Source organism: Streptomyces sp. NPDC126503 (assembly GCF_040302405.1).
Taxonomy (GTDB): domain Bacteria; phylum Actinomycetota; class Actinomycetes; order Streptomycetales; family Streptomycetaceae; genus Streptomyces; species Streptomyces gulbargensis.
On record NZ_JBEORS010000003.1, the window covers coordinates 1 to 26,559 of the forward strand.

23 protein-coding genes are annotated in these 26,559 nt (G+C 74.4%); 8 read left to right on the top strand and 15 right to left on the bottom strand.

The window, feature by feature from the left end:
* The 7 genes from ABTY40_RS05190 to ABTY40_RS05220 form a co-directional block, all read right to left on the bottom strand.
* The coding region (locus tag ABTY40_RS05190; protein ID WP_352058242.1) for an RNA polymerase sigma factor at positions 1–1,036 on the bottom strand (1,036 nt) is incomplete at its 3' end.
* Between the two features lie 72 nt (positions 1,037–1,108).
* Positions 1,109–1,390: a hypothetical protein gene (locus tag ABTY40_RS05195; RefSeq protein WP_345288102.1), complete on the bottom strand. Its 282-nt coding sequence runs from the start codon at positions 1,388–1,390 to the stop codon at positions 1,109–1,111.
* Between the two features lie 138 nt (positions 1,391–1,528).
* On the bottom strand, positions 1,529–3,754 hold the full coding sequence (locus ABTY40_RS05200) for an NADP-dependent isocitrate dehydrogenase (RefSeq protein ID WP_352058243.1): 2,226 nt from the start codon (positions 3,752–3,754) through the stop codon (positions 1,529–1,531).
* A gap of 43 nt (positions 3,755–3,797) precedes the next feature.
* Positions 3,798–4,871 carry a phosphatase PAP2 family protein gene (locus tag ABTY40_RS05205; protein WP_352058244.1) on the bottom strand — a complete coding sequence of 358 codons (1,074 nt, stop codon included), beginning with the start codon at positions 4,869–4,871 and terminating at the stop codon, positions 3,798–3,800.
* Positions 4,872–4,993: 122 nt separating this feature from the next.
* Complete coding sequence (locus tag ABTY40_RS05210) at positions 4,994–6,028, bottom strand: LacI family DNA-binding transcriptional regulator (RefSeq protein WP_352058245.1); 1,035 nt, start codon at positions 6,026–6,028, stop codon at positions 4,994–4,996.
* 82 nt (positions 6,029–6,110) lie between these two features.
* A complete protein-coding gene (locus ABTY40_RS05215) occupies positions 6,111–6,443 on the bottom strand; it encodes a putative quinol monooxygenase (RefSeq protein WP_352058246.1) in 333 nt (110 codons plus the stop codon).
* 46 nt (positions 6,444–6,489) lie between these two features.
* The gene (locus ABTY40_RS05220) at positions 6,490–7,254 is read right to left on the bottom strand and encodes an IclR family transcriptional regulator (protein ID WP_352058247.1); all 765 of its coding nucleotides are present in this window, start codon (positions 7,252–7,254) and stop codon (positions 6,490–6,492) included.
* Positions 7,255–7,525: 271 nt separating this feature from the next.
* On the opposite strand from ABTY40_RS05220, the gene ABTY40_RS05225 reads away from it, so the two are divergent.
* A complete protein-coding gene (locus ABTY40_RS05225) occupies positions 7,526–9,196 on the top strand; it encodes a VanW family protein (protein WP_352058542.1) in 1,671 nt (556 codons plus the stop codon).
* A gap of 174 nt (positions 9,197–9,370) precedes the next feature.
* Positions 9,371–10,414 carry a serine hydrolase domain-containing protein gene (locus ABTY40_RS05230; RefSeq protein ID WP_352058248.1) on the top strand — a complete coding sequence of 348 codons (1,044 nt, stop codon included), beginning with the start codon at positions 9,371–9,373 and terminating at the stop codon, positions 10,412–10,414.
* A gap of 69 nt (positions 10,415–10,483) precedes the next feature.
* Here the strand turns inward: ABTY40_RS05230 and ABTY40_RS05235 are convergent, their stop codons facing one another.
* Positions 10,484–11,707: a cytochrome P450 family protein gene (locus tag ABTY40_RS05235; RefSeq protein ID WP_352058249.1), complete on the bottom strand. Its 1,224-nt coding sequence runs from the start codon at positions 11,705–11,707 to the stop codon at positions 10,484–10,486.
* A gap of 194 nt (positions 11,708–11,901) precedes the next feature.
* Between ABTY40_RS05235 and ABTY40_RS05240 the strand changes: the two genes are divergently transcribed.
* Positions 11,902–13,347: a glyceraldehyde-3-phosphate dehydrogenase gene (locus ABTY40_RS05240; protein WP_352058250.1), complete on the top strand. Its 1,446-nt coding sequence runs from the start codon at positions 11,902–11,904 to the stop codon at positions 13,345–13,347.
* A 189-nt stretch (positions 13,348–13,536) separates the two neighbouring features.
* Positions 13,537–14,337, top strand: a complete 801-nt coding sequence (locus ABTY40_RS05245) for a DUF817 domain-containing protein (RefSeq protein WP_352058251.1) — start codon at positions 13,537–13,539, stop codon at positions 14,335–14,337.
* A gap of 22 nt (positions 14,338–14,359) precedes the next feature.
* Here ABTY40_RS05245 and ABTY40_RS05250 read toward each other — a convergent pair whose 3' ends face one another.
* Both ABTY40_RS05250 and ABTY40_RS05255 read right to left on the bottom strand, forming a co-directional pair.
* Positions 14,360–14,533 (bottom strand): hypothetical protein, encoded by a 174-nt coding sequence (locus ABTY40_RS05250; protein ID WP_309052614.1) that lies wholly within the window; start codon positions 14,531–14,533, stop codon positions 14,360–14,362.
* Between the two features lie 204 nt (positions 14,534–14,737).
* A complete protein-coding gene (locus tag ABTY40_RS05255) occupies positions 14,738–15,295 on the bottom strand; it encodes a TetR/AcrR family transcriptional regulator (protein WP_352058252.1) in 558 nt (185 codons plus the stop codon).
* Between the two features lie 93 nt (positions 15,296–15,388).
* Between ABTY40_RS05255 and ABTY40_RS05260 the strand changes: the two genes are divergently transcribed.
* Both ABTY40_RS05260 and ABTY40_RS05265 read left to right on the top strand, forming a co-directional pair.
* Entirely contained in the window at positions 15,389–15,988 is a 600-nt protein-coding gene (locus ABTY40_RS05260; protein ID WP_352058253.1) for a DUF2867 domain-containing protein, read from the top strand.
* 126 nt (positions 15,989–16,114) lie between these two features.
* A complete protein-coding gene (locus tag ABTY40_RS05265) occupies positions 16,115–16,573 on the top strand; it encodes a GNAT family N-acetyltransferase (RefSeq protein ID WP_352058254.1) in 459 nt (152 codons plus the stop codon).
* 182 nt (positions 16,574–16,755) lie between these two features.
* Here the strand turns inward: ABTY40_RS05265 and bla are convergent, their stop codons facing one another.
* The 5 genes from bla to ABTY40_RS05290 all read right to left on the bottom strand — a co-directional run bounded on the left by bla (position 16,756) and on the right by ABTY40_RS05290 (position 24,356).
* Positions 16,756–17,673, bottom strand: a complete 918-nt coding sequence (gene bla / locus ABTY40_RS05270; protein ID WP_352058255.1) for a class A beta-lactamase — start codon at positions 17,671–17,673, stop codon at positions 16,756–16,758.
* A gap of 99 nt (positions 17,674–17,772) precedes the next feature.
* Positions 17,773–20,769 (bottom strand): NHLP bacteriocin export ABC transporter permease/ATPase subunit, encoded by a 2,997-nt coding sequence (locus ABTY40_RS05275; RefSeq protein WP_352058543.1) that lies wholly within the window; start codon positions 20,767–20,769, stop codon positions 17,773–17,775.
* 28 nt (positions 20,770–20,797) lie between these two features.
* Entirely contained in the window at positions 20,798–22,915 is a 2,118-nt protein-coding gene (locus ABTY40_RS05280) for an NHLP family bacteriocin export ABC transporter peptidase/permease/ATPase subunit (protein ID WP_352058544.1), read from the bottom strand.
* Positions 22,916–23,193: 278 nt separating this feature from the next.
* Positions 23,194–24,003 (bottom strand): HlyD family efflux transporter periplasmic adaptor subunit, encoded by an 810-nt coding sequence (locus ABTY40_RS05285; RefSeq protein WP_352058256.1) that lies wholly within the window; start codon positions 24,001–24,003, stop codon positions 23,194–23,196.
* A gap of 101 nt (positions 24,004–24,104) precedes the next feature.
* Positions 24,105–24,356, bottom strand: coding sequence for a hypothetical protein (locus tag ABTY40_RS05290; RefSeq protein ID WP_309050641.1), 252 nt, complete (start codon positions 24,354–24,356; stop codon positions 24,105–24,107).
* A gap of 449 nt (positions 24,357–24,805) precedes the next feature.
* On the opposite strand from ABTY40_RS05290, the gene ABTY40_RS05295 reads away from it, so the two are divergent.
* Positions 24,806–25,624, top strand: a complete 819-nt coding sequence (locus tag ABTY40_RS05295) for a hypothetical protein (protein WP_352058257.1) — start codon at positions 24,806–24,808, stop codon at positions 25,622–25,624.
* A 140-nt stretch (positions 25,625–25,764) separates the two neighbouring features.
* Complete coding sequence (locus ABTY40_RS05300; RefSeq protein WP_352058258.1) at positions 25,765–26,460, top strand: type 1 glutamine amidotransferase domain-containing protein; 696 nt, start codon at positions 25,765–25,767, stop codon at positions 26,458–26,460.
* Positions 26,461–26,559: the final 99 nt, after the last annotated feature.

Genomic DNA, 26,559 nt, shown 5'->3' on the forward strand with positions numbered 1-26,559 from the left:
CGCCGCCCCCGTGTTCCCGCGCGGTGCCTCCGGTGGTCCCGTGGCCGGCGCCCGGCGCGTGCGGCCCGGACCCCGCGTCGCCCGGAAGTCCGGGCCCGGCGGGGACCAAGGGCTCCGCGAACCCCGGGCCTCCGCCCGTCGGCCCGGCGTGGCTCCCGGCCTCCGCGCCGCCGGCCCAGGGGGTCGCCTCCCCGGCCGGCACGGGCTGGGCGACGGTTTCGGCCGTCAGAGTGCCGTCGGACACGGGACCTGCGAGTGTGGCCGCGAGGGGCGGGACGAGGCCGAGGCCGACCAGGAGGCCCTCGACCGGGGCGAGGGCACCGCGGCCGGTCACCGCCCGCGTACAGGCGGCGCAGTCGCGCAGGTGGCGGGCCACGCGTTTGCGCCAGAGGGGCGAGGGGCGGCCGTCCCAGGTGGCGAGGGTGTCGCCCAGGCCGGGACAGGCCGGGGTGGCGTCGAGGGCGCGGACGACGGCACGGCCGGTCTCCAGGCGTTCCTTCATGCGCTGGATGCGGACGGCGGCGTGCTGCGGCGAGATGCCGCCGAGCCCTTCGGCGACCTCGGCGCGGGTCAGCTCACCGGCCGCTTCCAGCCACCACAGGCTGAGCAGTTCGCGGTCGTCCCCGTCGAGCCACCGGGTGGCGCGGGCCACGTCCCGGCGCTGTCCGGAGAGGCCGAGCCGGAGGATGGTGAGCGCGGTGAAGTCACCGGCGGGGTCGGCGAGTTCGGCGGCCCGGTCGAGCCCGGTCAGCGGGGCGCGCTGCCGTTCGCGCCACCGGCGCCGTACCCCGTTCATGGCGATGGCGACGAGCCAGGAACGGAACCGCGCGGGGTCGCGGAGGCCCGGCAGGCCGTCCAGGGCGCTGACCATCGTCTCCTGGACGATGTCGTCGGTGTCGGCGTGCCCGTCGAGGGCGCGGCCGACGATGTTGTGGACGAGCGGCAGGTAGGCCCGTACCAGCTCCTCCCTGGCGTACGGATCGCCCGCGCGTGCCGCCTCCACCAGGGCGGTGGTGCGGTGCTCGTCTGTGTGCATGGGTCGTGCTCCCTCGTCCCCGGTTCGTGTCCCCCGTCGTTGGGAGAGCCGTGGGCGTGGGAGCGATAACGGTTATGCGGGCAGGGTCGGGACGGTCGCCCCGTGGCCCTCCCGTACGGCCTCCACGACGGCGTCGTGGAGGTCGCGGCTGTCGGGCTCCGAGGAGCAGGGAACGGGACTTCCCGACATGGTGAACCAGTCGGAGGCGCCGCTGTACTGCACGGCCACGCGTGCCTCGCCCTCGGCCCAGGTCGTGTGCACGGTCAGATCGCCCGTGATGACACCGGCCTCGACGGTCAGCACGCCACCACGCCCGGTGTAGACACCGGTGGTCGTCCATGATGCGAAGCTCATCCATCCAGACTCACACCGGTCACCCGGATGCGCCACCGACGGGACGGCCCCGGCCGGACGGGATGTCCGGCCGGGGCCGTCGTCGCGCCGTGCGCCGGGCCGCGCGGGCGACCGCGCGGCCCGGCGTCGCCGGTCCGGTCAGGCGAGGGACGCGATGGCCTCGTTGAAGGTGGCGGACGGGCGCATCACGGCCGCGGCCTTGGCCGGGTCGGGCTGGTAGTAGCCGCCGATGTCGGCCGGGGAGCCCTGGACGGCGACCAGCTCCTCGACGATCTTGCCCTCGTTGGCGGTGAGGGTCTCGGCGAGCGGGGCGAAGGCCTTGGCCAGCTCCGCGTCCTCGGTCTGCCGGGCCAGCTCCTGGGCCCAGTACAGGGCCAGGTAGAAGTGGCTGCCGCGGTTGTCGATGCCGCCGAGGCGGCGGGTCGGCGACTTGTCCTCGTTGAGGAAGGTGCCGGTGGCGCGGTCCAGGGTGTCGGCGAGGACCTGGGCGCGGGCGTTGCCCGTGGTGGTGGCCAGGTGCTCGAAGGACGCGGCCAGGGCGAAGAACTCGCCGAGGGAGTCCCAGCGGAGGTAGTTCTCCTTGACGAGCTGCTGGACGTGCTTCGGGGCGGAGCCGCCGGCGCCCGTCTCGAAGAGGCCGCCGCCCGCCATCAGCGGGACGACGGAGAGCATCTTGGCGCTGGTGCCCAGCTCCAGGATCGGGAAGAGGTCCGTCAGGTAGTCGCGGAGGACGTTGCCGGTCACCGAGATGGTGTCCTCGCCGCGGCGGAGGCGCTCCAGGGAGAACGTGGTGGCCTCGACCGGGGGCAGGATCTTGATCTCCAGGCCCTCGGTGTCGTGCTGCGCCAGGTACTCGTTGACCTTGGCGATCAGCTGCGCGTCGTGGGCGCGGGTCTCGTCCAGCCAGAAGACGGCCGGGGCGCCGGTGGCGCGGGCGCGGGTGACGGCGAGCTTGACCCAGTCCTGGATGGGCAGGTCCTTGGTCTGGCAGGCGCGGAAGATGTCGCCCTCGGCGACCTCCTGCTCCAGGACCACGTTGCCCGCGGCGTCGACGAGGCGGACGGTGCCGGCCGCGGCGATCTCGAAGGTCTTGTCGTGGGAGCCGTACTCCTCGGCCTTCTGCGCCATGAGGCCGACGTTGGGGACGGAGCCCATGGTCGACGGGTCGAAGGCGCCGTGGGCGCGGCAGTCGTCGATGACGGCCTGGTAGACACCGGAGTAGGAGCTGTCCGGGAGGACGGCGAGGGTGTCGGCCTCCTGGCCGTCCGGGCCCCACATGTGGCCGGAGGTGCGGATCATGGCCGGCATCGAGGCGTCGACGATGACGTCGGACGGCACGTGCAGGTTGGTGATGCCCTTGTCGGAGTCGACCATCGCGAGGGCCGGGCCCTCGGCGAGCTCGGCGTCGAAGGAGGCCTTGATCTCCTCGCCGAGGCCGTGCGGGAGGGACTCCAGGCCCTTGAGGACGGCGCCGAGGCCGTCGTTCGGGGACAGGCCGGCGCCGGCGAGGACCTCGCCGTACTTGGCGAACGTCTTCGGGAAGAAGGCGCGCACGACGTGGCCGAAGACGATCGGGTCGGAGACCTTCATCATCGTGGCCTTGAGGTGCACGGAGAAGAGGACGCCCTCGGCCTTGGCGCGGGCGACCTGCTCGGAGAGGAAGGTGCGCAGGGCGGCGGCGCGCATGACGGAGGCGTCGACGACCTCGCCGGCGAGGACCGGGACGGACTCGCGGAGCACGGTGGTCGTGCCGTCGGCGGCGACGTGCTCGATGCGCAGGGTGCCGTCCTCGGCCATGACCGTGGACTTCTCGGTGGACCGGAAGTCGTTCTGGCCCATGGTGGCCACGTTGGTCCTGGACTCGGAGGACCAGGCGCCCATGCGGTGCGGGTGGGTCTTGGCGTAGTTCTTGACCGAGCCGGGGGCGCGGCGGTCGGAGTTGCCCTCGCGCAGGACCGGGTTGACGGCCGAGCCCTTGACCTTGTCGTAGCGGGCGCGGACGTCCTTGTCCTGGTCCGTCTGCGGGTCGTCCGGGTAGTCCGGGAGGGCGTAGCCCTGCGCCTGGAGCTCGGCGATCGCCGCCTTGAGCTGCGGGATCGACGCGGAGATGTTGGGCAGCTTGATGATGTTGGCCTCGGGACGCTTGGCCAGCTCGCCGAGCTCGCCGAGGGCGTCGCCGATGCGCTGCCCCTCCTCCAGGTACTCCGGGAAGAGGGCGATGATGCGGCCCGCGAGGGAGATGTCCCGGGTCTCGACCGTGACGCCGGCCGTCGAGGCATACGCCTGGATCACGGGCAGGAACGAGTACGTCGCCAGGGCAGGCGCCTCGTCAGTGTGGGTGTAGATGATGGTCGAGTCAGTCACCAGGTGCTCCGCTCCACGTCTGCGTATGCGAGATTGCTCGACATCAAGATATCTCGTGATCGCGGTCCTCGGTAAAGGGGCCCACGAGCTCCTCTTCGTCGGGCACGCCGGCGGCCTCCACGAAGGGGCCGCCGAGACGGTACGGCACGGGGCCGCCGTCCACGTCGACGTGGCGGAGGAGGACGAGCGGGAGCAGTCCCGCGGCGAGGGTGACCCCGGCGGCGAGGGCCTGGCCGCAGCGGTGGGCCAGGCGCAGCTCGGCCGGGTCGTACGGGGCCGTGGCGGGCAGGCCGAGGGTGTCACCGAGCAGCATGATCCCGGCGCCCAGTCCGGCCGCCGCGGCGAGCGCGAGGGGCACGGTGACGGCGAGGCCGCGCAGGGAGGTGCCGGCGCGGCGCGCGGGACGGACCCTGTTGCGGCGGGCCAGGAGGGCGACCAGGCCGCAGAGGACGGCGAGGGTGAGCAGGGCGGCGGCGATGACGTCCCCGGGCCGGTGCTGCCCGGCGGCGAGGCTGTACGCGCCGACGGCGGCGGCCCAGAGGGTGGCGGCGCCGGTCACGGGGGCGCGGAGGCGGTGCGGGACGACGAGGACGAGCCCGAAGGCGATGCCCAGGGCGAGCGTGGTCTGCGCGCTGGGGAAGCCGCTCGGCACGAGGGCGCCGGCGCCGTCACCGGGACGGGGGCGCGGCGCGTACCGCTGGAGCAGGCCGGCCACGGCCAGGGCGGTGACGAGGGCGCCCCCGGCGAGGCCGGTGAGGACGTACCGCTTGCGCAGGAGGCCGACGGCGAGGAGGAGAACCGCGCCGGTGACGAGCGAGGCGGTGGTGAACCCGGCGAGCGAGGGGTGCTCGCGGAGGAAGGTGGCGACGGGTATGTCGGCGCGGCGGCCGGTCACGGCGGCGTCGCCCCAGCGGCGGCCGGTGGCCGTGAGCACCAGGCCCGCGTACACGACGGTGAGGAGCAGGACGGCCCCGAGGCAGGCACGCCGGGTCCGGGTGCGGACGCGGGTGCTGAACGAACCGGGGGCCTCGCCGGCCACGGCGGCGTACCACCAGGTGGCACCGGTCTCCAGCGGCCTCGGGGAGCCGCCGGCGCGGGGCCTGTCGTAGGAAGCCATGCCCCGATTCGACACCGGACGCGCCGCCCGCGCCCGCTGGAGACACCCGAACGACACGCCGGGGCGGCGGGAGGAGGGCGCCGTGCCCGGCTCGCCGGGAGGCGCGCCGGGCGGGGACCGCCTCAGGAGGACGCGCGGACCACGAGGTCGGTGGGGAGCATGCGGCGGGGCTGGTCGTCGGGGCCGCCGGGGTCGGCGATCTCCTGGAGGAGGAGGCGGGCCATGGTGCGGCCCATCTCCTCGATGGGCTGGCGGACGCTGGTGAGCGGGGGGTCCATGAGCCGGGCCACGGCGGAGTCGTCGACGCCGACGAGGGCCACGTCGTCGGGGACCCGGCGGCCCGCCTCGCGCAGGACGGCCCGCGCGCCGGCGGCCATGACGTCGGAGGCGGCGAAGACCGCGTCGAGGCCGGGGCGCCGCGCCAGGAGTTCCCGCATGGCGCGGCGGCCGCCCTCCTCGGTGAAGTCGCCGGTGGCGACGAGTCCGTCGTCGGGTTCGAGACCGGCCTCGGCGAGGCCCTCCCGGTAGCCGTCGAGACGACAGCGGGCGCCGTACATGTCGAGCGGTCCGGTGATCGTGGCGACGGTCCGGCGGCCGCGCGCGGCGAGGTGGGCGACGGCGGCGCGCCCGGCACCGGTGTTGTCGGAGTCGACGAAGGCGACGCGCTCGTCCTCGGTGCGGCGGCCGTTGAGGACGGCGGGCAGGCCGAGGGCCCTGACCTGGTCGGGCAGCGGGTCGTCGGCGTGCACGGAGACGAGGAGGACGCCGTCGACGCGCTGGGCGGCGAGGTACTGCTCGAAGCGCTGGCGCTCCTGCTCGCTGCGGATCAGGGTGAGGAGCAACTGCTTGTCGGCTGCGGCCAGTTCGGCGCTGACGCCGCGGATGATGTCGAGGAAGTACGGTTCGGCGAACAGCCGGGCCTCGGTTTCGGGGACCACCAGGGCGACGGCGTCGGTGCGGCTGCCGGCGAGGGCGCGGGCGGCGCGGTTGGGGACGTAGCCGAGCTGCGCGACGGCCCGTTCGACGGCCGTCCTGGCCTGTTCGCTGACCTTGGGCGAGCCGTTGATGACCCGGGAGACCGTGCCACGGCCGACCCCGGCCAGGGCCGCGACCTCCTCCAGGGTGGGCCTGCCGGTCCGCCGCCCGCTCACCGCCATCTGCCGCCTCTCCCCTCGGGCCGCCGCCCCGCCTGCGTGTGCGGCGAAACCTATCAGGCGGGACGGGGCGTTCCGGGGTCGGTCAGGCGGGGTCGACGGGGGTGAGCTCCGCCATGGCCGCCCAGCCCTGCTGCGGGGTGTCGACGTGGATGATCTCGGGGGTGGTGGCGATGGCGGGGGCCATCGCGGCCATGCCGGCCGCGAAGTGGGGGGCGGCGACGTGCGCGGCGCCGGCCTCGGCGTCGGCGAAGCCCTCCAGGAGCGTGTAGACGCACGGGTCGTCGACGCTCCGGGACCAGTCGTAGAAGAGGTTGCCGGGCTCCGCGCGGGTGGCCCGGGTGAAGTCGGCGACCACGTCGAGCCAGTCGTCGGCACGGTCGGGGCGGACGGTGAAACGTACGGCGATGAAGATCATGTACCCACTGTGCGCCGGACCGGCCGCGGGCCCCGGGCCGTACCGCTCAGGATTCCGGCAGGGCCGGAAACGCGGGGACGGCGCGGGCCAGGGCGGTCCTGATGTCGCCGTGGCGGCGGGCGAAGTCGGCGGTGGGGAGGGAGACGGAGAGGGCGTGCACGATGCCGTCGCCCCGGTCCGGGAGGGCCACCGCGAGACAGGTGTACGCCGGGTCGGCCTCGCCCACGGAGACCGCGAAGCCCTGTTCGCGCACCCGGCGGGCCTCGGCCTCGAAGCGTTCGGCGCTGGTGATCGTCCGCTCGGTGAAGCGGGCCATGCCGTGCGCGGCGAGGTACCGGCGGCGCAGCGGGCGGGGCAGCGCGGCCAGGAGCGCCTTGCCGTGGGCGGTGGCGTGGGCCCGGGGTTCGGGGCCTGGGGTGAAGGGGTGGGCGGTGTCGGTGACGGGGGCGGTGGTGTCGACGACGGTGATGAGGCCGTCGCGGTAGGCCGTGTGGTACGCCTCCGCGCCGGTGGCCCGGCGGATCCGCCCGAGGAGCTCGCCGGTCCCGGCCGCCAGGCCGTGGTGGTGCTGGTGGGCACGGTGCAGCGCCGGGACACGGGGGCCGGGCGCGAAACCGTCGGCGGTCCTGACGAGATAGCCGCGGGCGAGCAGCGGTCCGGTGACGTGGTAGACGGTCGACAGGGCGCAGCCGAGCCTGCGGGCCAGCGCCTTCGCCCCGACGGGCCGCCCCGCCTCGGCGACGGCGTCGAGCACGGCGAGGGCGCGTTCGACGGACTGCGGTCCGCCGCTCGGGCGGGAAGGGACGGGCATCGTCCCAGCTTAGGCGGCGGCCGGCGCGCCGCGCGAAGCCGCCGGCCGCTCGGCCGGTGGCTCGGGCGGCCGGGCGCGCACGCACCGTGACCCGGCGCCACTTTCCGTATCACCGCAGGTCAAACGGGCCTTATGTGCATTAAACACACTTTCGGCGTACGGTCGTGAGGATCCCCTTGTCCCCGACGCCCCGGGAGAGCGTGTGCCCCGCCCCAGGACCGACCGTGCCCCCCTGCCCCGCGAGGGGCGCCGTCCGCGCCTGCGGGCGGTGATGGTCGCGACGGGGGTCGTCGCCGTCGCGGCGGGCGGCCTGTACGTGGCGGGTGTCGTGACCACCGGGGACGAGATATCCGCCGGCACCCGGGTCGCCGGCATCCCGATAGGCGGCATGAGCCGCGCCGAGGCCAGCGCCCGGCTCTCCGCCGAGGCACCCGCTTCCTGGACCGCGCCGATCCCCGTCGCGATCGGCGCCCGGACCACCACGGTGAATCCGGCCGCCGCGGGACTGCGGATGGACACGGACAGGACCGCCGAGCGCGCCGCGGATCCCTCCCGCGACCCGGTGACCGTGATCCGGCGCCTCTTCTCCCCCGACGAGCGCGAGATCCAGCCGGTCCTCGTCCACGACACCGCGCGCACGCGCACCGTCCTGGCCGAGCTGGCGAAGCACAACGACCGGAAGGTCCGCGAGGGCTCCGTCGCCTTCCGCGACGGCAGGGCCGTCTCGACCCGGCCCGTGACCGGACAGAAGCTGGAGACCGACCGCGCCGTCGGCACCCTGCGCGCCGCCTACCCGGCGGCCCCGGGCGCCTCGGCGGTGGCCCTGCCCGTGACGACGACCGAGCCGAAGCTGCCGGCCACCGAGATCGCCCACTTCCTCGGCTCGTACGCCAAGCCCGCCGTCTCCGGCCCGGTGACGCTCCTGGTCGACGGGGAGCGGCTGCGGATCTCCGCCGAGACGCTCGGCGACCACCTCTCGGTGACCTCCGAGGACGGCCGGCTGGCCGGCACGCTCGACGCCGAGGGCCTGCTGCGGGATCCGGACGTGGCCCGGCCGCTCGCCGCGATGACCGGCGCCCCGGTGGAGTCGGTGCTCGGCGTCCGGGACGGCAAGGTCGTCGTCGAGAAGGAGGGCCGCCCGGGCCGCGAGGTCACGGCGAAGGCCCTCGGCGACGCCGTCCGCCCGCTGCTCGCGAAGACCGGCGAGGCGGCCCGTACCGGCCGCGTCGCGACGAAGGTCACGCAGCCGGAGCTGACGGCGGCGTCCCTGGCGCGGCTCGGCATCACCGAGGAGATGTCGACCTTCACCGTGAACTTCCCGAGCGCCCCGTACCGCACGAAGAACATCGGCCGGGCCGTCGAGCTGATCAACGGGTCGCTGGTGCACCCCGGCGAGGTCTGGAGCTTCAACCGGACCGTCGGCGAGCGCACCGAGGAGAACGGGTTCGTGGACGGCACCATGATCCTGGACGGCCAGTACCGGCAGGCGCCCGGCGGGGGTGTTTCCGCGGTGGCGACGACCGTGTTCAACGCGATGTTCTTCGCCGGGGTGAAGCCGGTCGAGTACGGCGCCCACTCCTTCTACATCGAGCGGTACCCGGCCGGCCGGGAGGCGACCGTCGCCTGGGGTTCCCTGGACCTGAAGTTCCGCAACGACTCGGGCAAGCCGCTCTACATCAAGGCGAGTTCCACCGACTCCTCCCTCACCGTCAGCTTCCTCGGCACGAAGAAGTACGACTCGGTGGAGGCCGTCGCCGGGCCGCGCACCAACCTCACCGAGCCCGCCAAGCGCGAGGGCACCGGCGAGGAGTGCGTGCCGCAGCCGCCCCTGGAGGGCTTCGACATCTCGGTCGACCGGGTGTTCAAGGACGGCGGGGCCGAGGTGAAGCGCGAGAACTTCAAGACGCACTACACGCCCCGCGACGAGGTCGTCTGCAAGTGACCCGCCGCCCGGCGGACCCCAGGGCCGCCGGCACCTGACGGGCCGGGCGGGCGCCCGCCTGCGGAAGGGTGTCTTCCCGTCCGGCGCGGGCATCACTGGGGAGCGGCGTGCGGTGCCCCGGGGGGGCGGTCACGCCGATCACCCCCGTCCCGCCGCACCCGCCGGAGGCCCGCCATGGTCCCGCGCAGCCCGCGTCCCCGTGACCCCTTCGAGCGCCTCCTCGACGAGGGCGTGCGCGCCGGGGTGTATCCCGCCGCGGCCTGGGCGGTGGGCGACGCCCGGGCCCTCCTGTCGGAGGGGGCCGTCGGATTCCTGGACCCGGCGCGCCCGGACGTACCGGCCCGCCGGGACACCGTGTTCGACGTGGCCAGCCTCACCAAGATCCTGGCGGTGTGGGCGGTCGTCGGGACGCTGGTCGACGCGGGCGCGCTGGATCTCGCCGCGCCGCTCGGCAGCTACTGGCCCGAGGCGGCCGGACGTCCCGTGGCGGAGGTCTCCGCGCTCCATCTCCTCACCCACACCGCCGGGCTGCCGCTGCGGGCCAACCTGCGGCATCTGTACGGCTCCGACCCGGGGGCCGTCCGGGACGGGGTGCTGGCCGAGCCCCTGCGGCACCGGCCCGGCGCGGCCGTCGCGTACACCGACCGGGCGGCGCTGATCCTCGGCTACCTCGCCGAGCACCTCACCGGCCGGCCGCTCCCCCGGCTCGCCCGGGAGCGGGTGTGGGACCCCCTGGGCATGACGGAGACCCGGTACGGTCCGCTGCCGCCGGAGACGGTGGAGCGGTGCGCGCCGACGGAGTACGACGAGGAGACCGGCGCCCCTCTCAGGGGCACCGTCCACGACTTCTCGGCGCGGCTGCTGGGCGGTGCCTGCGGGATCGCGGGCGTCTTCACCACCACGGGGGACGTCGGCCTCTTCCTGCGGCATCTGCTCGACCCGCGTCCGGGGACCTTCTCCGCCGGGTGGACGGCGGCCTCGCTGCGGGTGCGGACGGGTGAACTGCTGCCGCCGCGCGGTCTGTTCTGGCATCCGGCCCCGGGCACGGAGGCGGCGGACGACGTGTGGGCGCACTTCGGTTTCACCGGCACCGCCCTGTGGGTCTCGCCCGCGCGCGGGCGCTGGGCGGTGCTGCTGACGAACCGGCTGTACGTCACCCGTGACCCGGGTCCGCTGTCGCGCCTCCGGGACGCCTTCCGGGCCGGCGCCTTCGCCTGACCCGTACCGCCCGCTCCTCACCCGGCCCGTACCGCCGCTTCGCGGTCCGCTCCCGCCGTGTCCCCGGGTTCAGGTCAGGAACACCGGCAGTGACTGGTGGCCGTTGCTGATGAGGGAGGGGGTGCGGCGGAGTTCGGCCGCGGGGACGGCGAGGCGGATGCCCGGGAAGCGCTCGAACAGTTCGCGGAGCACGGTGGTCACCTCCAGGCGGGCGAGCGGGGCGCCGAGGCAGAAGTGGACGCCGTGGCCGAAGGCGAGGTGGTCCTTCCCGGCGCGGGTGACGTCGAAGGCGTCGGCGGTGGGGCCGTGCCAGTCGGGGTGCCGGTTGGCCGCGGCGTACGAGGCGAGGATGGCCTCGCCCTTGGCGATGACCCGGCCGTCGGGGAGCGGCACGTCGGTGACCGCGTAGCGCAGCGGCAGGTGCCGGACGGCCGGTTCGTGCCGCAGGGTCTCCTCCACCACGTCCTGCCAGCCGGCGCGGCCCGCGCGGACGTGGCCTAGCTGTTCGGGGTGGGTGAGGAGGGCGGTCACGGCCTGGTCGATGACGTTGACGGTGGTCTCGTACCCGGCGGCGATCATGAGCAGCAGCGTGTCGCGGAGTTCGTCCTCGGTGAGGGCGGATCCGTCGCCCTCCTCGTCGCGGGTGGCGATGAGGAAGGAGGTCATGTCGTCGCCGGGGCGGATCCGTTTCTCCGCGATGAACTCGTTGAGGAGGACGTAGAGGCGCGCGGTGTTGGCGGCGGCCTCGTCGGCGCTGAGGCGGGTGTCGAAGATGCCGTCGACGACGGCTCGGAAGCCGGCGTTCCGGGAGGCGGGCAGGCCGAGGAGCTGGCCGATGACGGTGATGGGCAGCGGGTGGGCGAGTCGTTCGCGCAGGTCGACGACGGTCCCGGGCGGTTCCGCGGCGAGGCCGTCGAGGAGGTCGGCGACGACGGTCTCGACGCCCGGGCGGAGGGCGGCGACGCGGCGGGCACCGAAGGCGGGGCCGACGATCCGGCGCAGCCGGGCGTGGTCGGTGCCGTAGGCGGTGAACATGTTGCGGGCGTCGACCCAGAGGGCGAGCGGCCAGCCCGGCACGACCCGGTCGAAGTCGGCCCAGTGGCGCCGCCCGTCCTTGGAGACGTCGGGGCTGGTGAGCAGCCGCTTGAGGAGGGCGGGGTCGGAGACGGACCAGGCCCGTACGCCGAGGACGTCGACCGGGGTCGCGGGGCCGCGCTCGCGGAGCAGGGTGTGCTCGGCGTCGGGGTCGGTTCCGGTCGGGTCGAGCACGATCGGGCGGTCGGGCGGGGTCACGGCGGGTTCCCTTCGGTCGGCTGCGCCTCCTCAGAGTGGTGGGCCGGCCGGCCCGGCAACAGGTCGCGTTGCGGCCATTCCGGCCGGAACACACCCCCGGGAGTGATCCTCCGCACGTGGGTTCGGGACCCCTTGATCGAGCGGGACGGGCGGGGGTTACCATATGAGCGCCGCCTAGCTCGAAAGATAAACTTGTGACTGTCAATGATGACTCGTTCACCAGCTGGAAGAACCGCGAGGAGATCGCGGAGTCGATGATCCCGATCATCGGGAAGCTGCACCGGGAGCGGGACGTGACCGTCCTGGTCCACAGCCGCTCCCTGGTGAACAAGTCGGTGGTCAGCATTCTCAAGACCCACCGCTTCGCTCGCCAGATAGCCGGCGAGGAGCTCTCGGTCACCGAGACCCTGCCGTTCCTCGAGGCGCTCACCACTCTCGACCTCGGCCCTTCCCAGATCGACATCGGCATGCTCGCCGCGACGTACAAGACCGACGACCGCGGTCTGTCGGTGGCGGAGTTCACCGCCGAGGCCGTCGCCGGCGCGACCGGTGAGAACAAGATCGAGCGCTGCGAGGGCCGCGACGTCGTCCTGTACGGCTTCGGCCGCATCGGCCGACTCGTCGCCCGCCTGCTCATCGAGAAGGCCGGTTCCGGCCACGGCCTGCGGCTGCGCGCCATCGTCGTGCGCGGAGGCGGCGAGCAGGACCTCGTCAAGCGTGCCTCGCTGCTGCGGCGCGACTCGATCCACGGCCAGTTCCAGGGCACGATCACGGTCGACGAGGCGAACAGCACCATCGTCGCCAACGGCAACACGATCAAGGTCATCTACGCCAACGACCCGTCCGAGGTCGACTACACGGCGTACGGCATCCAGAACGCCATCCTGATCGACAACACCGGCAAGTGGCGCGACCGCGAGGGCCTCTCCAAGCACCTGCGCCCCGGCATCGACAAGGTCGTCCTGACCGCGCCCGGCAAGGGCGACGTGCCCAACATCGTGCACGGCGTCAACCACGACACGATCAAGCCGGACGAGCAGATCCTCTCCTGCGCGTCCTGCACGACCAACGCGATCGTGCCGCCGCTCAAGGCGATGGACGACGAGTACGGCGTCCTGCGCGGTCACGTGGAGACCGTCCACTCGTTCACGAACGACCAGAACCTGCTGGACAACTACCACAAGGCCGACCGCCGCGGCCGTTCCGCGCCGCTCAACATGGTCATCACCGAGACGGGTGCCGCCTCGGCCGTCGCGAAGGCGCTGCCGGACCTCAAGGCCCCGATCACGGGCAGCTCGATCCGCGTCCCCGTCCCGGACGTGTCGATCGCGATCCTGAGCCTGCGCCTGGGCCGCGAGACCACCCGCGAGGAGGTCCTCGAGTACCTGCGCGACGTCTCGCTGCACTCGCCGCTCAAGCGCCAGATCGACTTCACCACGGCCCCCGACGCCGTCTCGATGGACTTCGTGGGCTCGCGCCACGCGTCGATCGTCGACGCCGGCGCGACCAAGGTCGACGGCGACAACGCGATCCTGTACCTGTGGTACGACAACGAGTTCGGCTACTCGTGCCAGGTCATCCGGGTCGTCCAGCACGTCTCCGGCGTGGAGTACCCGACCTTCCCCGCTCCGGCGGTCTGATCTCCCGCGTCCGTACGCACGGCGGCGGCGCGCCGCACCCTCTCACGGGGTGCGGCGCGCCGCCGCCGTTCTCCGTACCGGTGCGCCCTTCCCCGGCCGCAGGAAGGCTCAGGGAACGAGGCGCACGGGAACGGGGAGGGGTATGCGGTCGCCCGAAACCGCGTGCGAGCCGACCGCGTCCCTCCCCGCATGGAGACAGTCATCCGCGCGACCCGCCACCTCCTGCGCTTCGCGGTCCTCGAGGCGCGCTGCTGCGCCTTCGCCGTCGCGCTCGTCGGGGGCATCGCGCTCTCGGGCCTGTTGCCGGAGCTGCCCCTGGCCCGTTACGACCTCCTGCTCCTCTACGGCGCCGGCCTCACCCTCCTGTCCTGGCGGCTCGGCTGGGACAGCGGGCGGGACCTCGCCGTGATCGCCGGCTGCCATGCGATCGGCCTGCTGTTCGAGCTGGTGAAGGTGCGGCTGGGGTCCTGGAGCTACCCGGAGGAGGCCCTGACGAAGGTGGGGGGCGTCCCGCTGTACGGCGGGTTCATGTACGCGGCCGTGGGCAGCTACGTGTGCCGGGCCTGGCACCTGATGGACCTGCGGCTGACCGGCTACCGTCCGCGCCTCATGGCCGTCCTCGCCGGCGCCGTGTACGTCAACTTCTTCAGCCACCACTGGCTGCCGGACGCCCGCTGGGCGCTCGCGGCGCTGATCCTGCTGGCGACGGCGGGAACCTGGGTGCGTTTCCGCGTCGGGACGCGGGACCACCGGATGCCGCTCGCCCTCTCCTTCGTCCTGATCGGCTTCTTCCTGTGGATCGCCGAGAACGCGGCGACGTACCTGGGGGCGTGGAGCTACCCGCACCAACTGGACGGCTGGGAGCCGGTGCCCGTCACCAAGTTCGGCGCCTGGGCCCTGCTGATCACGGTCACCTTCGTCCTCGCCGCGGCGGCCACGGGCGCCGCCCGCCGCCCCGGCCCGGCGCCGGGGGACGGAGCCGTGCCCTGACGCCCCCGGGGCCGGGCCCCGGTTACTCGTCGCGCTCGAAATCGGCTTCCGCGCGCTCCTGGTCGAGGTCGGACTGGGCGTGGGTGTACAGGTCGTGCACGAACTGCCGGGCATCCTCGCGCGAGATGCCGTCGGCGAGCCCCAGCAGCCGTTCGGTCCAGGGGCCGAACGGGTCGCCGGTCGCGGAATCGGCCATGGTGACGCCTCCTGCGGTGAGCGCGGCCGGCCCGCGGGACGGACCCGCGGGACGGAGGTGGACACCCACCCCCGCCCATGCTCGGCCGGGCCGCCGGGCGCCGCAAACCGGGCCGGGTGACCGGACCTGCCGGAACCGGCGACCGGGCCGCTCACTCCCGCCCGCCGACCGGACCGCCCTCGCCGGGCCCCGCGCGGGCGGCCGTCAGCGGTGCGGGCGCAGCAGGAACTCCCCCGCCAGACCCACGGCCTCGAGGGTGGTGCGCCCGGGGTGATCGGCGGCGATGAAGTGGCGGCCGATCGCGAGCGTGAACGTGAGGATGCTGCGTGCCTCCACCTCGTCGGGATCGGTGAGGAAGCCGCCGTACATCGTCCGCAGGAAGTCCATCCGCACGTTGTCGACCCGCCGCAGCCGCGCGGCGACCGCCGGATCGTGGCGGGCCCACTCGCGGACCGCCAGGTCGACGCGGTGCAGCTCCTCGGCGAAGGTGAGGCGGCCGGCCCTGCGCAGGCGCTCGGCGGGGTCGCCGCCCTCCTCGGCCACCCGCTCCAGGATGTCGCCGGTGCACCGGTGCTCCCAGGTGTCGAGCAGCTCGGCGAGCAGCTCGGCCCGGCCGCCGAAGTGGCCGTAGAAGCCGCCCTTCGTCACCCCGAGGTCGGCGGCCAGAACCTCCACGCGTACGGCCTCGGGGCCGCCCCGGGCGAGGGCCTCCAGACCGGCCTCGATCCAGCGGTTCCGTGGGGTGCGGGGGGTGGGGGGCACGCGTTCACCTGCTCGTGGGGATGTCGGGTCCGCGTTGTGTACGGTACCGTACACAACATTCATACGGCACCGTACAGAACGAGAGGCCGCGCCATGGCTCGTCTTCCGAAGTCCGCCCACACCGAGCAGCCGTGGCGCATCCACGCCATCGCCCCCGACTTCACGGTGGAGGACGTGTGGGCGTTCCGTATGCCCGGCTCCGGGCCCGGTGACTTCCCCGCCGCGCTCGCGGCGTTGCGGGCCTCCGGCGGCCTCGCCCGGCAGCCCGGGCCCGCCCGTTTCCTCTTCGCCCTCCGCTGGAAGCTCGGCGCGCTCCTCGGCTGGGACGATCCGCGCGCCGGCGTCGGCGCGCGCGTCACCTCGCTCCGCGAGCGGCTGCCCGCCGACATGCGGGACGCCCCGCGGGGCGAGGACAGTGACGCGCTGCCCCTGAAGGGGGTCTACGAGCTCGCCACGGAGTCGGCCCGCGAGCTGGCCAACAAGACCGTGCACAGCGTGATGCACCTCGGCTGGGTGCGCGGGGCGGACGGCGACCACGAGCTGCGCATGGCGGTGCTCGTCAAGCCCAACGGCCGGTCCGGACGGCTGTACATGGCCGCCATCGCGCCGTTCCGGTACGGCATCGTCTACCCGGCTCTGGAGCGCAGGTGGGAGGCGGCCTGGCGGGAGCACCGGGCCGCGTCCGCGGGCTGAGGAGGGCCTGGCGGAAGGGACGGGGCGACCCCGGTGCGCCGGTGCCCCGCGCCCTGCTGGGAGGATCGACTCCTCTGCTCGTCGTGTCCCATTCGGCGGGCACCGGAACAAGCGAGTGTGAGCTCCATGTCGACCGACATCACGGTCCGCGCGGTACGCGCCGGGGACTTCCCCCAGTGGCGCGCCCTCTACCAGGGGTACGCCGATTTCTACGGGGTCGAGCAGACCGAGGAGGCCGCCGGCCTCGTCTGGTCCTGGGTGAACGACCCCGGCCACGAGGTCGCTGCCCTCGTCGCCGAGGACGGCGAGGGCCGCCTCCTCGGCCTGGCGCACTACCGGCCCTTCGCGCGCCCCCTGTCGGCCACGACCGGCTGCTTCCTGGACGACCTGTTCGTCGACCCGGCCCGTCGCGGCTCCGGGGCGGCGGACCTCCTCCTGGCCGCCCTGCGCGGGATCGCCGCCGAGCGCGGCTGGAGCGTGGTGCGGTGGATCACCGCCGACGACAACCACCGGGCCCGCGCCAAGTACGACCAGGTGGCCACGCGCACGATGTGGGTCACGTACGACATGACGCCCGGCGCCTGACCGCGCCCCGAGCGCGCGCCCCGCCCCCTCACCCGGAGCGGGGCGCGGCGTTTCTCCGGCCGGGGCCGACCCGGGGAGCGGGCACCCGTACCCCCGGGCGTCGGCCCCGGGAGCCGTACCGGTCGGCCCCCGGCCTGCCGCTTCCGCCGCACGGTCCCCGTGACCGGCCTACGGCCTCCGGCTCAGACGAGGGCCTCGGCGAGTACGGCGGCCGTCGACGCCACGAGCGCGCTGTCGTTCGGGGCGTTCTCCTCGGGCTGGAGGGTCAGGACGGCGAGCACGACGGGGGTGCCGTCCGGGGCCCAGGCGACACCGACGTCGTGGGCTCCGCCGTAGCGGGGGCTGCCCGTCTTGTCGGCCACCGACCAGTCGGCGGGCAGGCCGCGGCGGAACCGCTCGGTGTTGGTGGTGTTGCGCAGCAGCCAGTCGGTGAGCCGCTCCCGGTCCGGGGCGTCCAGCGCGTCGCCGAGGACGAGGCGGGCGTACGTCAGGCCGATGGCGTGCGGGCTGGTGGTGTCGGTGACCCGCCCGGGCTCCGCCGAGTTGAGCTCGGGCTCCCAGCGGTCGAGCCGGGTCACGCGGTCCCCGAGGCTGCGGCAGAAGCGGGTGATCGCCGTGGGCCCGCCCAGCTCCCGCAGCAGCAGGTTCCCCGCGGTGTTGTCGCTCTCCCGGACGGTGGCGTCGCAGAGTTGGGCGACGGTCATGCCGCCGGCGACGTTCTCCGCCCGGCCGGTGACCGGGGAGTACCCGGACCGCGTCACGTACGCCTGGGTGTAGTGGACGCGCCGGGCGAGGTACTCCCCGTCGCGGTCCAGGTCGCGCAGGACGGCCGCGGCGGCGAGGGTCTTGAAGACGGAGGCGATCGGGAAGCGCTCGGCGGCGCGGTAGGCGACCGTACGTCCGGTGCGCATGTTGCGGGCGAAGACGCCCAGCCGGGCGGTGTGCTCCTGTTCCAGGTTCCGCAGCCGGGCGACGGCGCCGCCGTCCCGCGGTGCGGCGTGGGCGGTGCCGCCGCCGAGGGCGAGCGCCGTGGTGAGGGCCGTGCCCGCGCCCAGGGCGAGCGCGGTACGGCGGGAGAGGGCCGGCCGGTCGGTGAACACGTGAGTCCTTCCGCTGGAGATCACTGACACCGGTCAACACGCCCCAGGAGCCCCATTGGTTGCACCGCGTCACACCCCGCCCCGCCGCGGTGGGCCGGCTCAGCGCAGCTGGCGGCGGACCAGTTCGTGGAAGAGGCCGGTGGTGTCGGCGAGCAGCTCGGCCGGGGTGCCCTCCTGGACCACGCGCCCGTCCGCCAGGGCGATCACCCGGTCCGCGTCCATGATGGTGGACAGCCGGTGGGCGACGACGATCCGGGTGGCGTTCAGGGCCTTGGTCGACTCGATGACCACGCGCTGCGCCTCGTTGTCCAGGGCGCTGGTCGCCTCGTCCAGGAAGAGGACCCGTGGGCGGCGGACGAGCGCCTGGGCGATCATCAGCCGCTGCCGCTGGCCGCCCGAGACGGTGCCGCCGCCGTCGGACAGCATGGTGTGCAGGCCCATGGGCATGGCCTTGATGTCCTCGGCCAGGCCGGCCATCGCGGCCGCCTCCCAGACCTCCTCCGGGGTGTGGGCCTCGGCGCCGCGGATGCAGTCGAGGATCGAGCCCGCGAAGGGCTGGGCGTTCTGCAGCACGACCCCGCACTGCCGGCGCACGGCCGCGCGGTCGAGGGCCGCCAGGTCCTGGCCGTCGTACAGCACGCTGCCGGAGAGCGGCTCGTCGAAGCCGATGAGCAGCCGGAGCAGGGTGGACTTGCCGCTGCCGCTGGCCCCGACGATCGCGACGAACTCGCCGGGCGCGATCCGGAAGCTGACGTCGTCGAGGACGAGCGGGCCGTCCTCCGCGTACCGGTAGGAGAGGTTCGTGACCTCGATCTCACCCGTGAGGCCGCCCGGTGGGGCGAGCGCACCCGCCGCCTCGGGCACGGCCCGCAGGATGGGCCGGACCCGCTCGAACATCGGCTGCACGGCGGCCGCCGAGAGCAGCGCGCCCGTGACCTGGGTGACGGACGACAGCAGCATCGTCAGGGCCGTACCGAAGGTCAGGAACTCACCGGGTGTCAGGGTGCCGCGCGCGGGGCCGGCGAGGAGCACGAACATCACGAGGGTGCAGAGCGGCAGACAGACCGCGCTCAGCACCGCGAGGACGTTCTTGATCCGCCCCACGCGCCGGTGGAGCTCGCGGGTACGGGCGAACTCCCGCGCCCAGGCGGCGTAGGCGAAGCTCTCGGCCGCCGCCACGCGCAGCTTCGCCAGCCCGCGCAGGGTCTGGTACGCCTGGTTGTCGAGGCGGTCGCCGAGGCGGATCAGCTGCCGCTGGAAGCGCAGCTGCCACAGCCCCAGGCCGAGGAAGACCGCCGCCACCGCCAGCAGCAGGCCGATCGCGACCAGCCCCAGGGGCACGCTGTGAGTGAGGAGCAGCACGAGGCTCATGGTGCCGACGGTGCTCGCCTGGACGACGACGGGGCCGGTGCCGGACAGGACCCGGCGGATGGCGCTGATCCCCATGGCGGCGCCCGCGAGCTCGCCGGTGGAGCGGCCGGTGAAGAAGGTCGTCGGCAGGCGCAGGAGCCGGTCCCAGACGGCGGGTTGCAAAGTGGCCTCGATCCGGCCCTCCATGCGGAGGATGGCGGTGTTCTGCAGGAGCATGAAGGCGGCGGAGACCACGGCGGTGGCGATGATCGCCATTCCGGCCTGGACGATGAGACCCTCCTCGGCGGCCGGTACGTACGAGCCGAGGACCTTGCCGGTGGCGAGCGGGACGAGGGCGCCCGCACCGACGGAGACCAGGCCGCCGAGGAGCAGCGCGCGCAGCTCGGCGCGGGTGCCGAGGAGGCTGAACCGGAGGAGCCGGAGCAGGCCGAGCGGCCGGTCGGGCAGCGGCCGGTAGAACATGACGGCACGCGGGTCGAGTTCCGCCGCCTCGGCCCGGCCGATCCGGACGCGCGTGCCGGTGGCCGGGTCGACCGCCTCGTACCGGCCGCGCCGCCACAGCAGGGCGACGGGGCGGGCGTCGGTCGTGCGGCGGCCCACCAGGGGGCCGCTGTTCTCGCGCCACCAGTCACCGTCGAGCCGGACGGCCCGGGTGCGGACGCGGGAGGCGAGCGCGATGCGTTCGACCGGGTCGAGCCGGCCCGCGACCGCCGCGACGGCGGTGGGTTCCGCCAGCGTGACGCGCGCCTCGCGGGCGACGGCGCGGCAGACGGCGTAGGTGGCGTCGTCCCCGCTCCCCGTGGCCCGGGGGCCGTCCCCGGTGCGGCCGATGGAGGCGAGCAGCGTGCGGTCCGCCTCCGTGCGGGCGGCCCGGCCGGCCTCGATGCCGGCGGCGGTGCGGTCCGCGTGGGCGCGTTCGAGCTCCTCGATCCAGCCGTCCAGGGCGTGGAGCAGGCGGTACTGGAGGTCGACCATGCCCTGCCACATCACGGGGTCGACGAGGAGGGCGGGGCCGCCGTGCGCCTCGCCACCGTGGGCGCCGCCGCCGTGCGCTCCCGCGCCGGATCCGTAGGCTCCGGCTCCGTACGCCGCTGCTCCGTACGCTCCCGCTCCGTACGCGACGGCGCCCGGGGCGACCGGCATCCAGAGGATGTCGTCGTCCGCCGCACCCGGGTCGAGCCCGGCGCGGCCGCCGAGCGGCGCCTGGTAGAGCACGCGCAGCCCGCGCCCGACGCCGAGCGCGAAGGCCTGTTCGAGCGGCCCCGGACCGGTTCCGCCGGTGCCGTACCCCCCGCCGTACGCGGCCTGTCCGTCGTACCCGCCGTACCGCGGGTCCGTGCCGTACGTGCCGTGCGCGCCCTGTCCGTCGTACCCGCCGTACGGGTCCGGGGCGGCGGGCGCGGGCAGTTCGCCCAGCTCGACGCGGCGCAGGAGGCAGCCCTGCAGGGGTCTGCCGATCAGGGTGTGGCCGGGACCCCGCACGGGGCCGAGGAGGAGGGTGCCTGCGGTGAGGCGGCCCAGGAAGTGCCAGGGGCCGGCCAGGGCGGCGTCGACGGCGAACAGGTCCATGGCGCCCTCGGCGACGAGCCACAGCACGTGGGGGCCTTCGAGGGGGACGCTGTTGAGGCCGGCGCCGTCGAGCGGGGTGCCCAGGCCGCCCAGGGCCGCGACGACCGGGTCCCGGGCGGGGTCCGTGGGAGGGGTCGCGGGCGGCTGGGCGGGCATGGCGGCGGGATGCTGCGGGAACGTCACCTCAGCGCTCCTTGACCAGGTCGGCGTAGACCCCGCCCGCGGCGACGAGCTGTTCGTGCCGGCCGCGTTCCACGACCGTGCCCCGGTTGAGGACCAGGATCTCGTCGCTGTCGCGGACCGTGCTCAGCCGGTGGGCGATGACCACGCAGGCGCAGCCGCGGCGCCGGAGGTTGTCGATGACGATCTGCTCGGTGGCGGCGTCGAGCGCGCTGGTCACCTCGTCCAGGATCATGACGCTGGGCCGGCGGACCAGCGCGCGGGCGATCTCCAGGCGCTGTCGCTGGCCGCCGGAGAAGTTGCGGCCGTCCTGCTCGACGCGGCTGTGGATGCCGCCGGGGCGGCGGGCGACCACGTCGAGGACGGCCGCGTCCTCCAGGGCGGCGACGACGGCCTCGTCGGGGACGGTCGGGTCCCACAGCGTCACGTTGTCGCGGACGGTCCCCTCGAAGAGGAAGACGTCCTGGTCCACGAAGGCGACGGAGGCGGCCAGGGTGCCGCGCGGGATGTCCTCCAGCCTCGTCCCGTCGATGCGGATCGTGCCCTCCCATGGGGTGTGGAGGCCGGACATCAGCCGGGAGACGGTCGACTTGCCGCTGCCCGAGCCGCCGACCAGCGCCACCTGGCGGCCCGGGCCGACGGAGAGCGAGAAGTCCCGCAGGAGCGGGGGGTCCAGGGGGCTGTGGCCGAAGGTGATGCCGTCGAGTTCGACATGGCCGGTGAGGCGGCGGGGGCGGACACCGGGGTCGTCGCGGGTGTGCACGGGGTCGGCGGGGAAGTCCTCCACGTCCTTGAGCCGGGCGACGTCGGCGGCGAAGTCCTGGATGCGCCCGGCCACCCCGCCGAGGCGGGTGAGGGGGGCGGTGAAGCTGGTGACCAGGGCCTGGAAGGCGACCAGGAGACCGACCGTGAGGTGCCCCTCGACGGCCCGCAGACCGCCGATCATCAGGATCAGGGCGCTGTTGAGGGTGGCCAGGGTGGGGGCGACGACGGCCAGCCACGCGCCCGGCACGCCGAGCCGCTGCTGCACGTCGAGGGTGGTGGCGTGCTGACCGGCCCAGCGGCGGAAGAAGCCGTCCTCGCCGCCGGTGGCCTTCATCGTCTCGATGAGCTGGAGGCCGCTGTAGGAGGTGTTGGTCAGCCGGGCGCTCTCGGCGCGGAGCTTCTGCGTGCCGGTGGCGCGCAGCTGGAGCACGACGCGCAGGGCCACGACGTTCAGGAGGGCGATCAGGACACCGACGACCGTGAGGTGGGGGTCGTACGTCCACAGGACCACCGCGTACAGCAGGACGACGGCGGCGTCGACGCCGGCCGCGGCCAGGTCGCGGGCGAGCGTCTCGGCGACGGCGTCGTTGGAGCGGAGCCGCTGGACGAGGTCGGCGGGACTTCGCTGGGCGTAGAAGCCGAGCGGAAGCCTGAGCAGGTGCCGCAGGAAGCGGGCGCTGCCGAGGGTGGAGGAGATGATGCGCCCGCGCAGCAGGTTGGCCTGCTGGAGCGCGGTGAGGGTGGCGGTGAGGACGAGGGCGGCGGCCATCGCGGTGAAGACCACCCCGAGGAGGGAGGTCTGGTTGCCGATGAGGAAGAGGTCGATGTACGTACGGCTGAGCGCGGGCAGCCACGCGCCGACGACGACCAGGAGGAGGCTGGCGAGGACGGCGGCGGCCATGGTGCCGGAGGTGCCGCGCAGCCGGGCGGGCAGGGCGGCGAGGACGCCCGGTTTGCGCCCGCCCCGGCGGAAGGCGGGACCCGGCTCGAAGGTGAGGACGATACCGGTGAAGGCGGAGTCGAACTCCTCCATGGTGACGAACCTGCGGCCCCGGTCGGGGTCGTTGACGTGGACGCCGCGGCGGCCGAAGCGCCGGCCCATGCCGTCGTAGACGACGTAGTGGTTGAACTCCCAGAAGAGGATGGCGGGCGCCGCCACCCCGGCGAGGGCCGCGAGGTCCATCTGCATGCCCTTGGCCTGGAGACCGTAACCGCGGGCCGCCTTGAGGAGGTTGCTGGCCCGGGAGCCGTCGCGCGAGACGCCGCAGGCGATGCGGAGTTCCTCCAGGGGGACGAAGCGGCCGAAGTGGCCGAGGACCATGGCGAGGGCGGCGGCGCCGCACTCGACGGCCTCCATCTGGAGCACGGTGGGGGTGCGGACGGCGCGGGGGCGGCTGCCTCGGGGGGCGGGGGCCCGGCGCCGGGACGCGGCGGCCGGCTGCCGGCGGGACCCGGCACGGGCGGTCCCCGGGCCGGCCGGCAGGGAGCGGCCCTTGCGGGCGGCGGCACGGGCGGCGGAGCGCGCACCCGGGACCCGGTCCTCGGGGGAGGCGGGGATCCGGTCCTCGCGGGCGGCGGGGGCGGCGGGGTGCTGCGGGGCGGCGGCCCCGGGACCGGCCCGGTGCTGCGGGGCGCTCACGGCAGGAGCCAGTCGACGGGGCGCTGCGCGGCCAGGTGGACGGCGCCGGTGACGGGCGTGCCGGAGGCGAGGGCGTGCGGGGGGCCGCCCGCCGAGGACCACGCGTAGCCGGAGGGAGTGCGGGAGCGCTCCAGGTCGACGAGGACGGCGACCGGGGTGCCCTGTCCCTGGCGGGCGAACTGGGCGGCGAGCCCGTTGTCGCCGAGGAAGGCGGCGATGCGCTGCGGGGTCTGGGGTGTACGGCTCACCTCGCGGACGCGCCCGCGCAGGACGCCGAAGCGGTCGCGCGGGACCGCCTGCACGCCGAGGTCGACCGGGGCGCCCGCCCGGAGGGTGGCGGCGCTCTCGCCGGGCAGGTACAGCACGGCCGTCAGGGGCGCCTTCGGATCGGTCACGCGCTCCACGGTCGCCACGTCCGCGCCGGTGGTGACGACGGAACCGGTCCGCGCGTACAGGGTGGTGACCCGCCCTCCGGCCACGGCGCGCACGGGCAGTTCGCCGTTCGCGGTGCGGACCATGAGCAGGGGCGCGCCGGCGGCCACGGGCCGGCCCTCGTCGGCGAGGACGCGGGTGACCTGTCCGGCGACGGGGCTCTGGAGGAGGTAGCTGCCCTCGGCGTGGGTGAGGACACCGGCGGCGCTCACCTTGGAGGTGACGGTTCCGGTGACGGCCCAGAAGGTCGCGGCCGCCATGACGGCGACGGTGACGGCGAGGACGAGCCGTCCCTGCGGGCGGGCGAAGCGCACGGGAACGTCGAGTTCTTCGGGCGATTGCAGCTTGGAAAGCGCCTTTTGGCGGAACTGCACGGACTATTCCTTCGACTGCATTCTCGTCGGGCGGGCGCGGGGGCGCCGCGAACCCCGGAACCGGGAAGGTTCCGGGGTTCGCGGCGGAATTCCGCTCAGCTTCAGATGCCGGCGAGACCGGCGATGCCCGCGGTGTTCACCGAGACACCCGTGATGCCGGAGGCCAGGCCGGGGACGCCGGCGGCGAGGCTCTCGACACCCTGGACCGTCTGCAGGGAGCCGACGGTGCCGAGGACGTTGGTGACGTCGTTGGTCAGCGCGCCGGCGAGGCCGCCGGAGACGGTGACGAGGCCACCGGACACGGCGTCCAGGTCGGCGTCGGAGATCTCGGCGGTCTCAAGGTCGTGACGCATGATGCGCACCCTTCGTTCTTTGGGGGGAATCCGTCTTCTGCGGCCGCAGCGGGCTGATCAAATCACGCGACCGGCTGACCGAACCAATTCGGTTGACGCCTCGTCATGCGCATTTCTGCATCTCGGGCAGCGGCCGTGCAGCGAATTTCACCGGATGCCGACAACTTCTCCCCGGAACCGAGTAACAGATTCGGGGTCGCCGTCGACCCCGGCGGACATAACGGGACGGACAGGGGTCTGACGGCCGCGTTCCGCGCCGCCGGGGTCCGGGAATGGTGAAGGTGAACGTGCTCCACACGCGCACGTTGTGGAGGTTTCCGTCAGGCCCGCCCCTCCGCCCTCCCCCGCCCCCGGCGCCCCGGACCGTGGCGCGCCTTCGGGAAGTCGGCTGGACGCCGACACGCGGAACTGAAAGCCTCGTCGGCCGAGGACCGTACGAGGAGGGCTCCATGAACACCGCCGGAGAAGGACGGCAGCACCTGGACACGATCAGCGTTCTCACCGCGAAGAGGACCCTCCTCCAGCTCCTCGAAAGGGCGGGTGTCCACTCCGCCGACGCCGAGGAGCTGATCGGCCTCGTGGAGGCCGGTGTCCTCGCCCTCGCCCACCACGAGATCGCGGGCGTGGCCGAATCCCTGGCCGCGACTCCCCCTGACGGCACGTCGGGGCCGGGAGGCGCGGGGGACGGGAGCGGGCCGCGCGCCGAGGCCCGAGGCGGCGAGGACGAGGACGGGTCGTACGCCGCCGGCCGGCGGGACGGCGCGCGGGCGGTGGCCGACGCGCTCGGCGCCCTCGCCGACCGGGCGCTCCGGGAGGCCGTCGGCGCCGGGGCCGGGGATGGACCGGCCGACGACGAGCGGCCGCCCGTGGGACGGATGGAGCTGGAGCGGGCGAAGGTCGCGGTCCTGCCGCACTACCTGACCTTCACCGAGCTCTCCGACCTCGACCCCGAGGTCTCCGAGCAGGTGCTGACCGCCGTGCTCGGCACCATGGGCCCCCGGCAGCGGGCCGCCTACGCGGGCCGGCTGGCCGGTTACGTCGAGGACCACCGGACGGAGCTGGAGCGCCTGTTCGCCGCGTACGGTCCCGGCAGCCCCATCGCGATCCACGGCCGCTACTCGCTGCTCCACTCCCCCGCCAGCGTCGCCGTCATGGAGCGCCTGGCCACGGTGCCGGCGGCGCTGCGCAAGGAGTGGGACGCGGCCGAGCTGCCGCCCGCGTGGCTGGACGGGCTGACGACGGCCGGGGCGCCGGGAGCACGGGGATGACCCCCGCCCGGCCCGTCCTTGGGCCGGAGGAGTGCCGGGCGGCGGCACCGGCCCGTCCATAGGTTCCACGGACGGGGGCAGACCTAGGGTCGATGGCAACCCCGGGGCCGACCGGCCCCCGTCTCTCATGGAGCAGCCCTATGTCGAAGATCCTTTTCGTGATGAGCGGCGCCGACCACTGGACGCTGGCGGACGGCACCCGGCACCCGACCGGTTTCTGGGCCGAGGAGGCCGTGGCCCCGTACGAGGCGTTCACGGCCGCCGGCCACGAGGTCGTCGTCGCCACGCCGGGCGGTGTCGTCCCGACGGTCGACAAGGCCAGCCTGGCGCCCGAGGTGAACGGCGGCCGGGAGGGCGCGGACCGGGTCGCCGCCGCCCTGGACGCGATGAAGGAGCTGCGGCGGCCGATGGCGCTGGAGGACGTACGGCTCGACGACTACGCGGCCGTCTTCTACCCCGGTGGGCACGGGCCGATGGAGGACCTCGCCGTGGACGCGACCTCCGGCCGGCTGCTGGTCGACGTCCTGCGCTCGGGCAAGCCGCTGGCCGTCGTCTGCCACGGTCCGGCCGCGCTGCTCGCCGCCACCACCGAGGACGGGGCGAACGCGTTCGCCGGCTACCGGGTGACCGCCTTCACCAACGCCGAGGAGACCCAGGGCGGCCTGGCCGACCGGGCGAAGTGGCTCCTGGAGACCCGGCTCGTCGACGCGGGCCTCGAGGTCCGCACCGGCGAGCCGTGGGCCCCGCACGTGATCGAGGACCGCACCCTGCTCACCGGCCAGAACCCGGCGTCGTCCGCTCCGCTCGCCGCCGAGCTGCTGAAGAAGCTCGGCTGACCCCACCCCTCCCCTTCCGGTGGCCGCGCGGCCACCCGGTCGGCGGTCCCGCCCCCGGCACCGGCAGAATGCGTGATCACGGGGCGGGCCGCCGCCCGG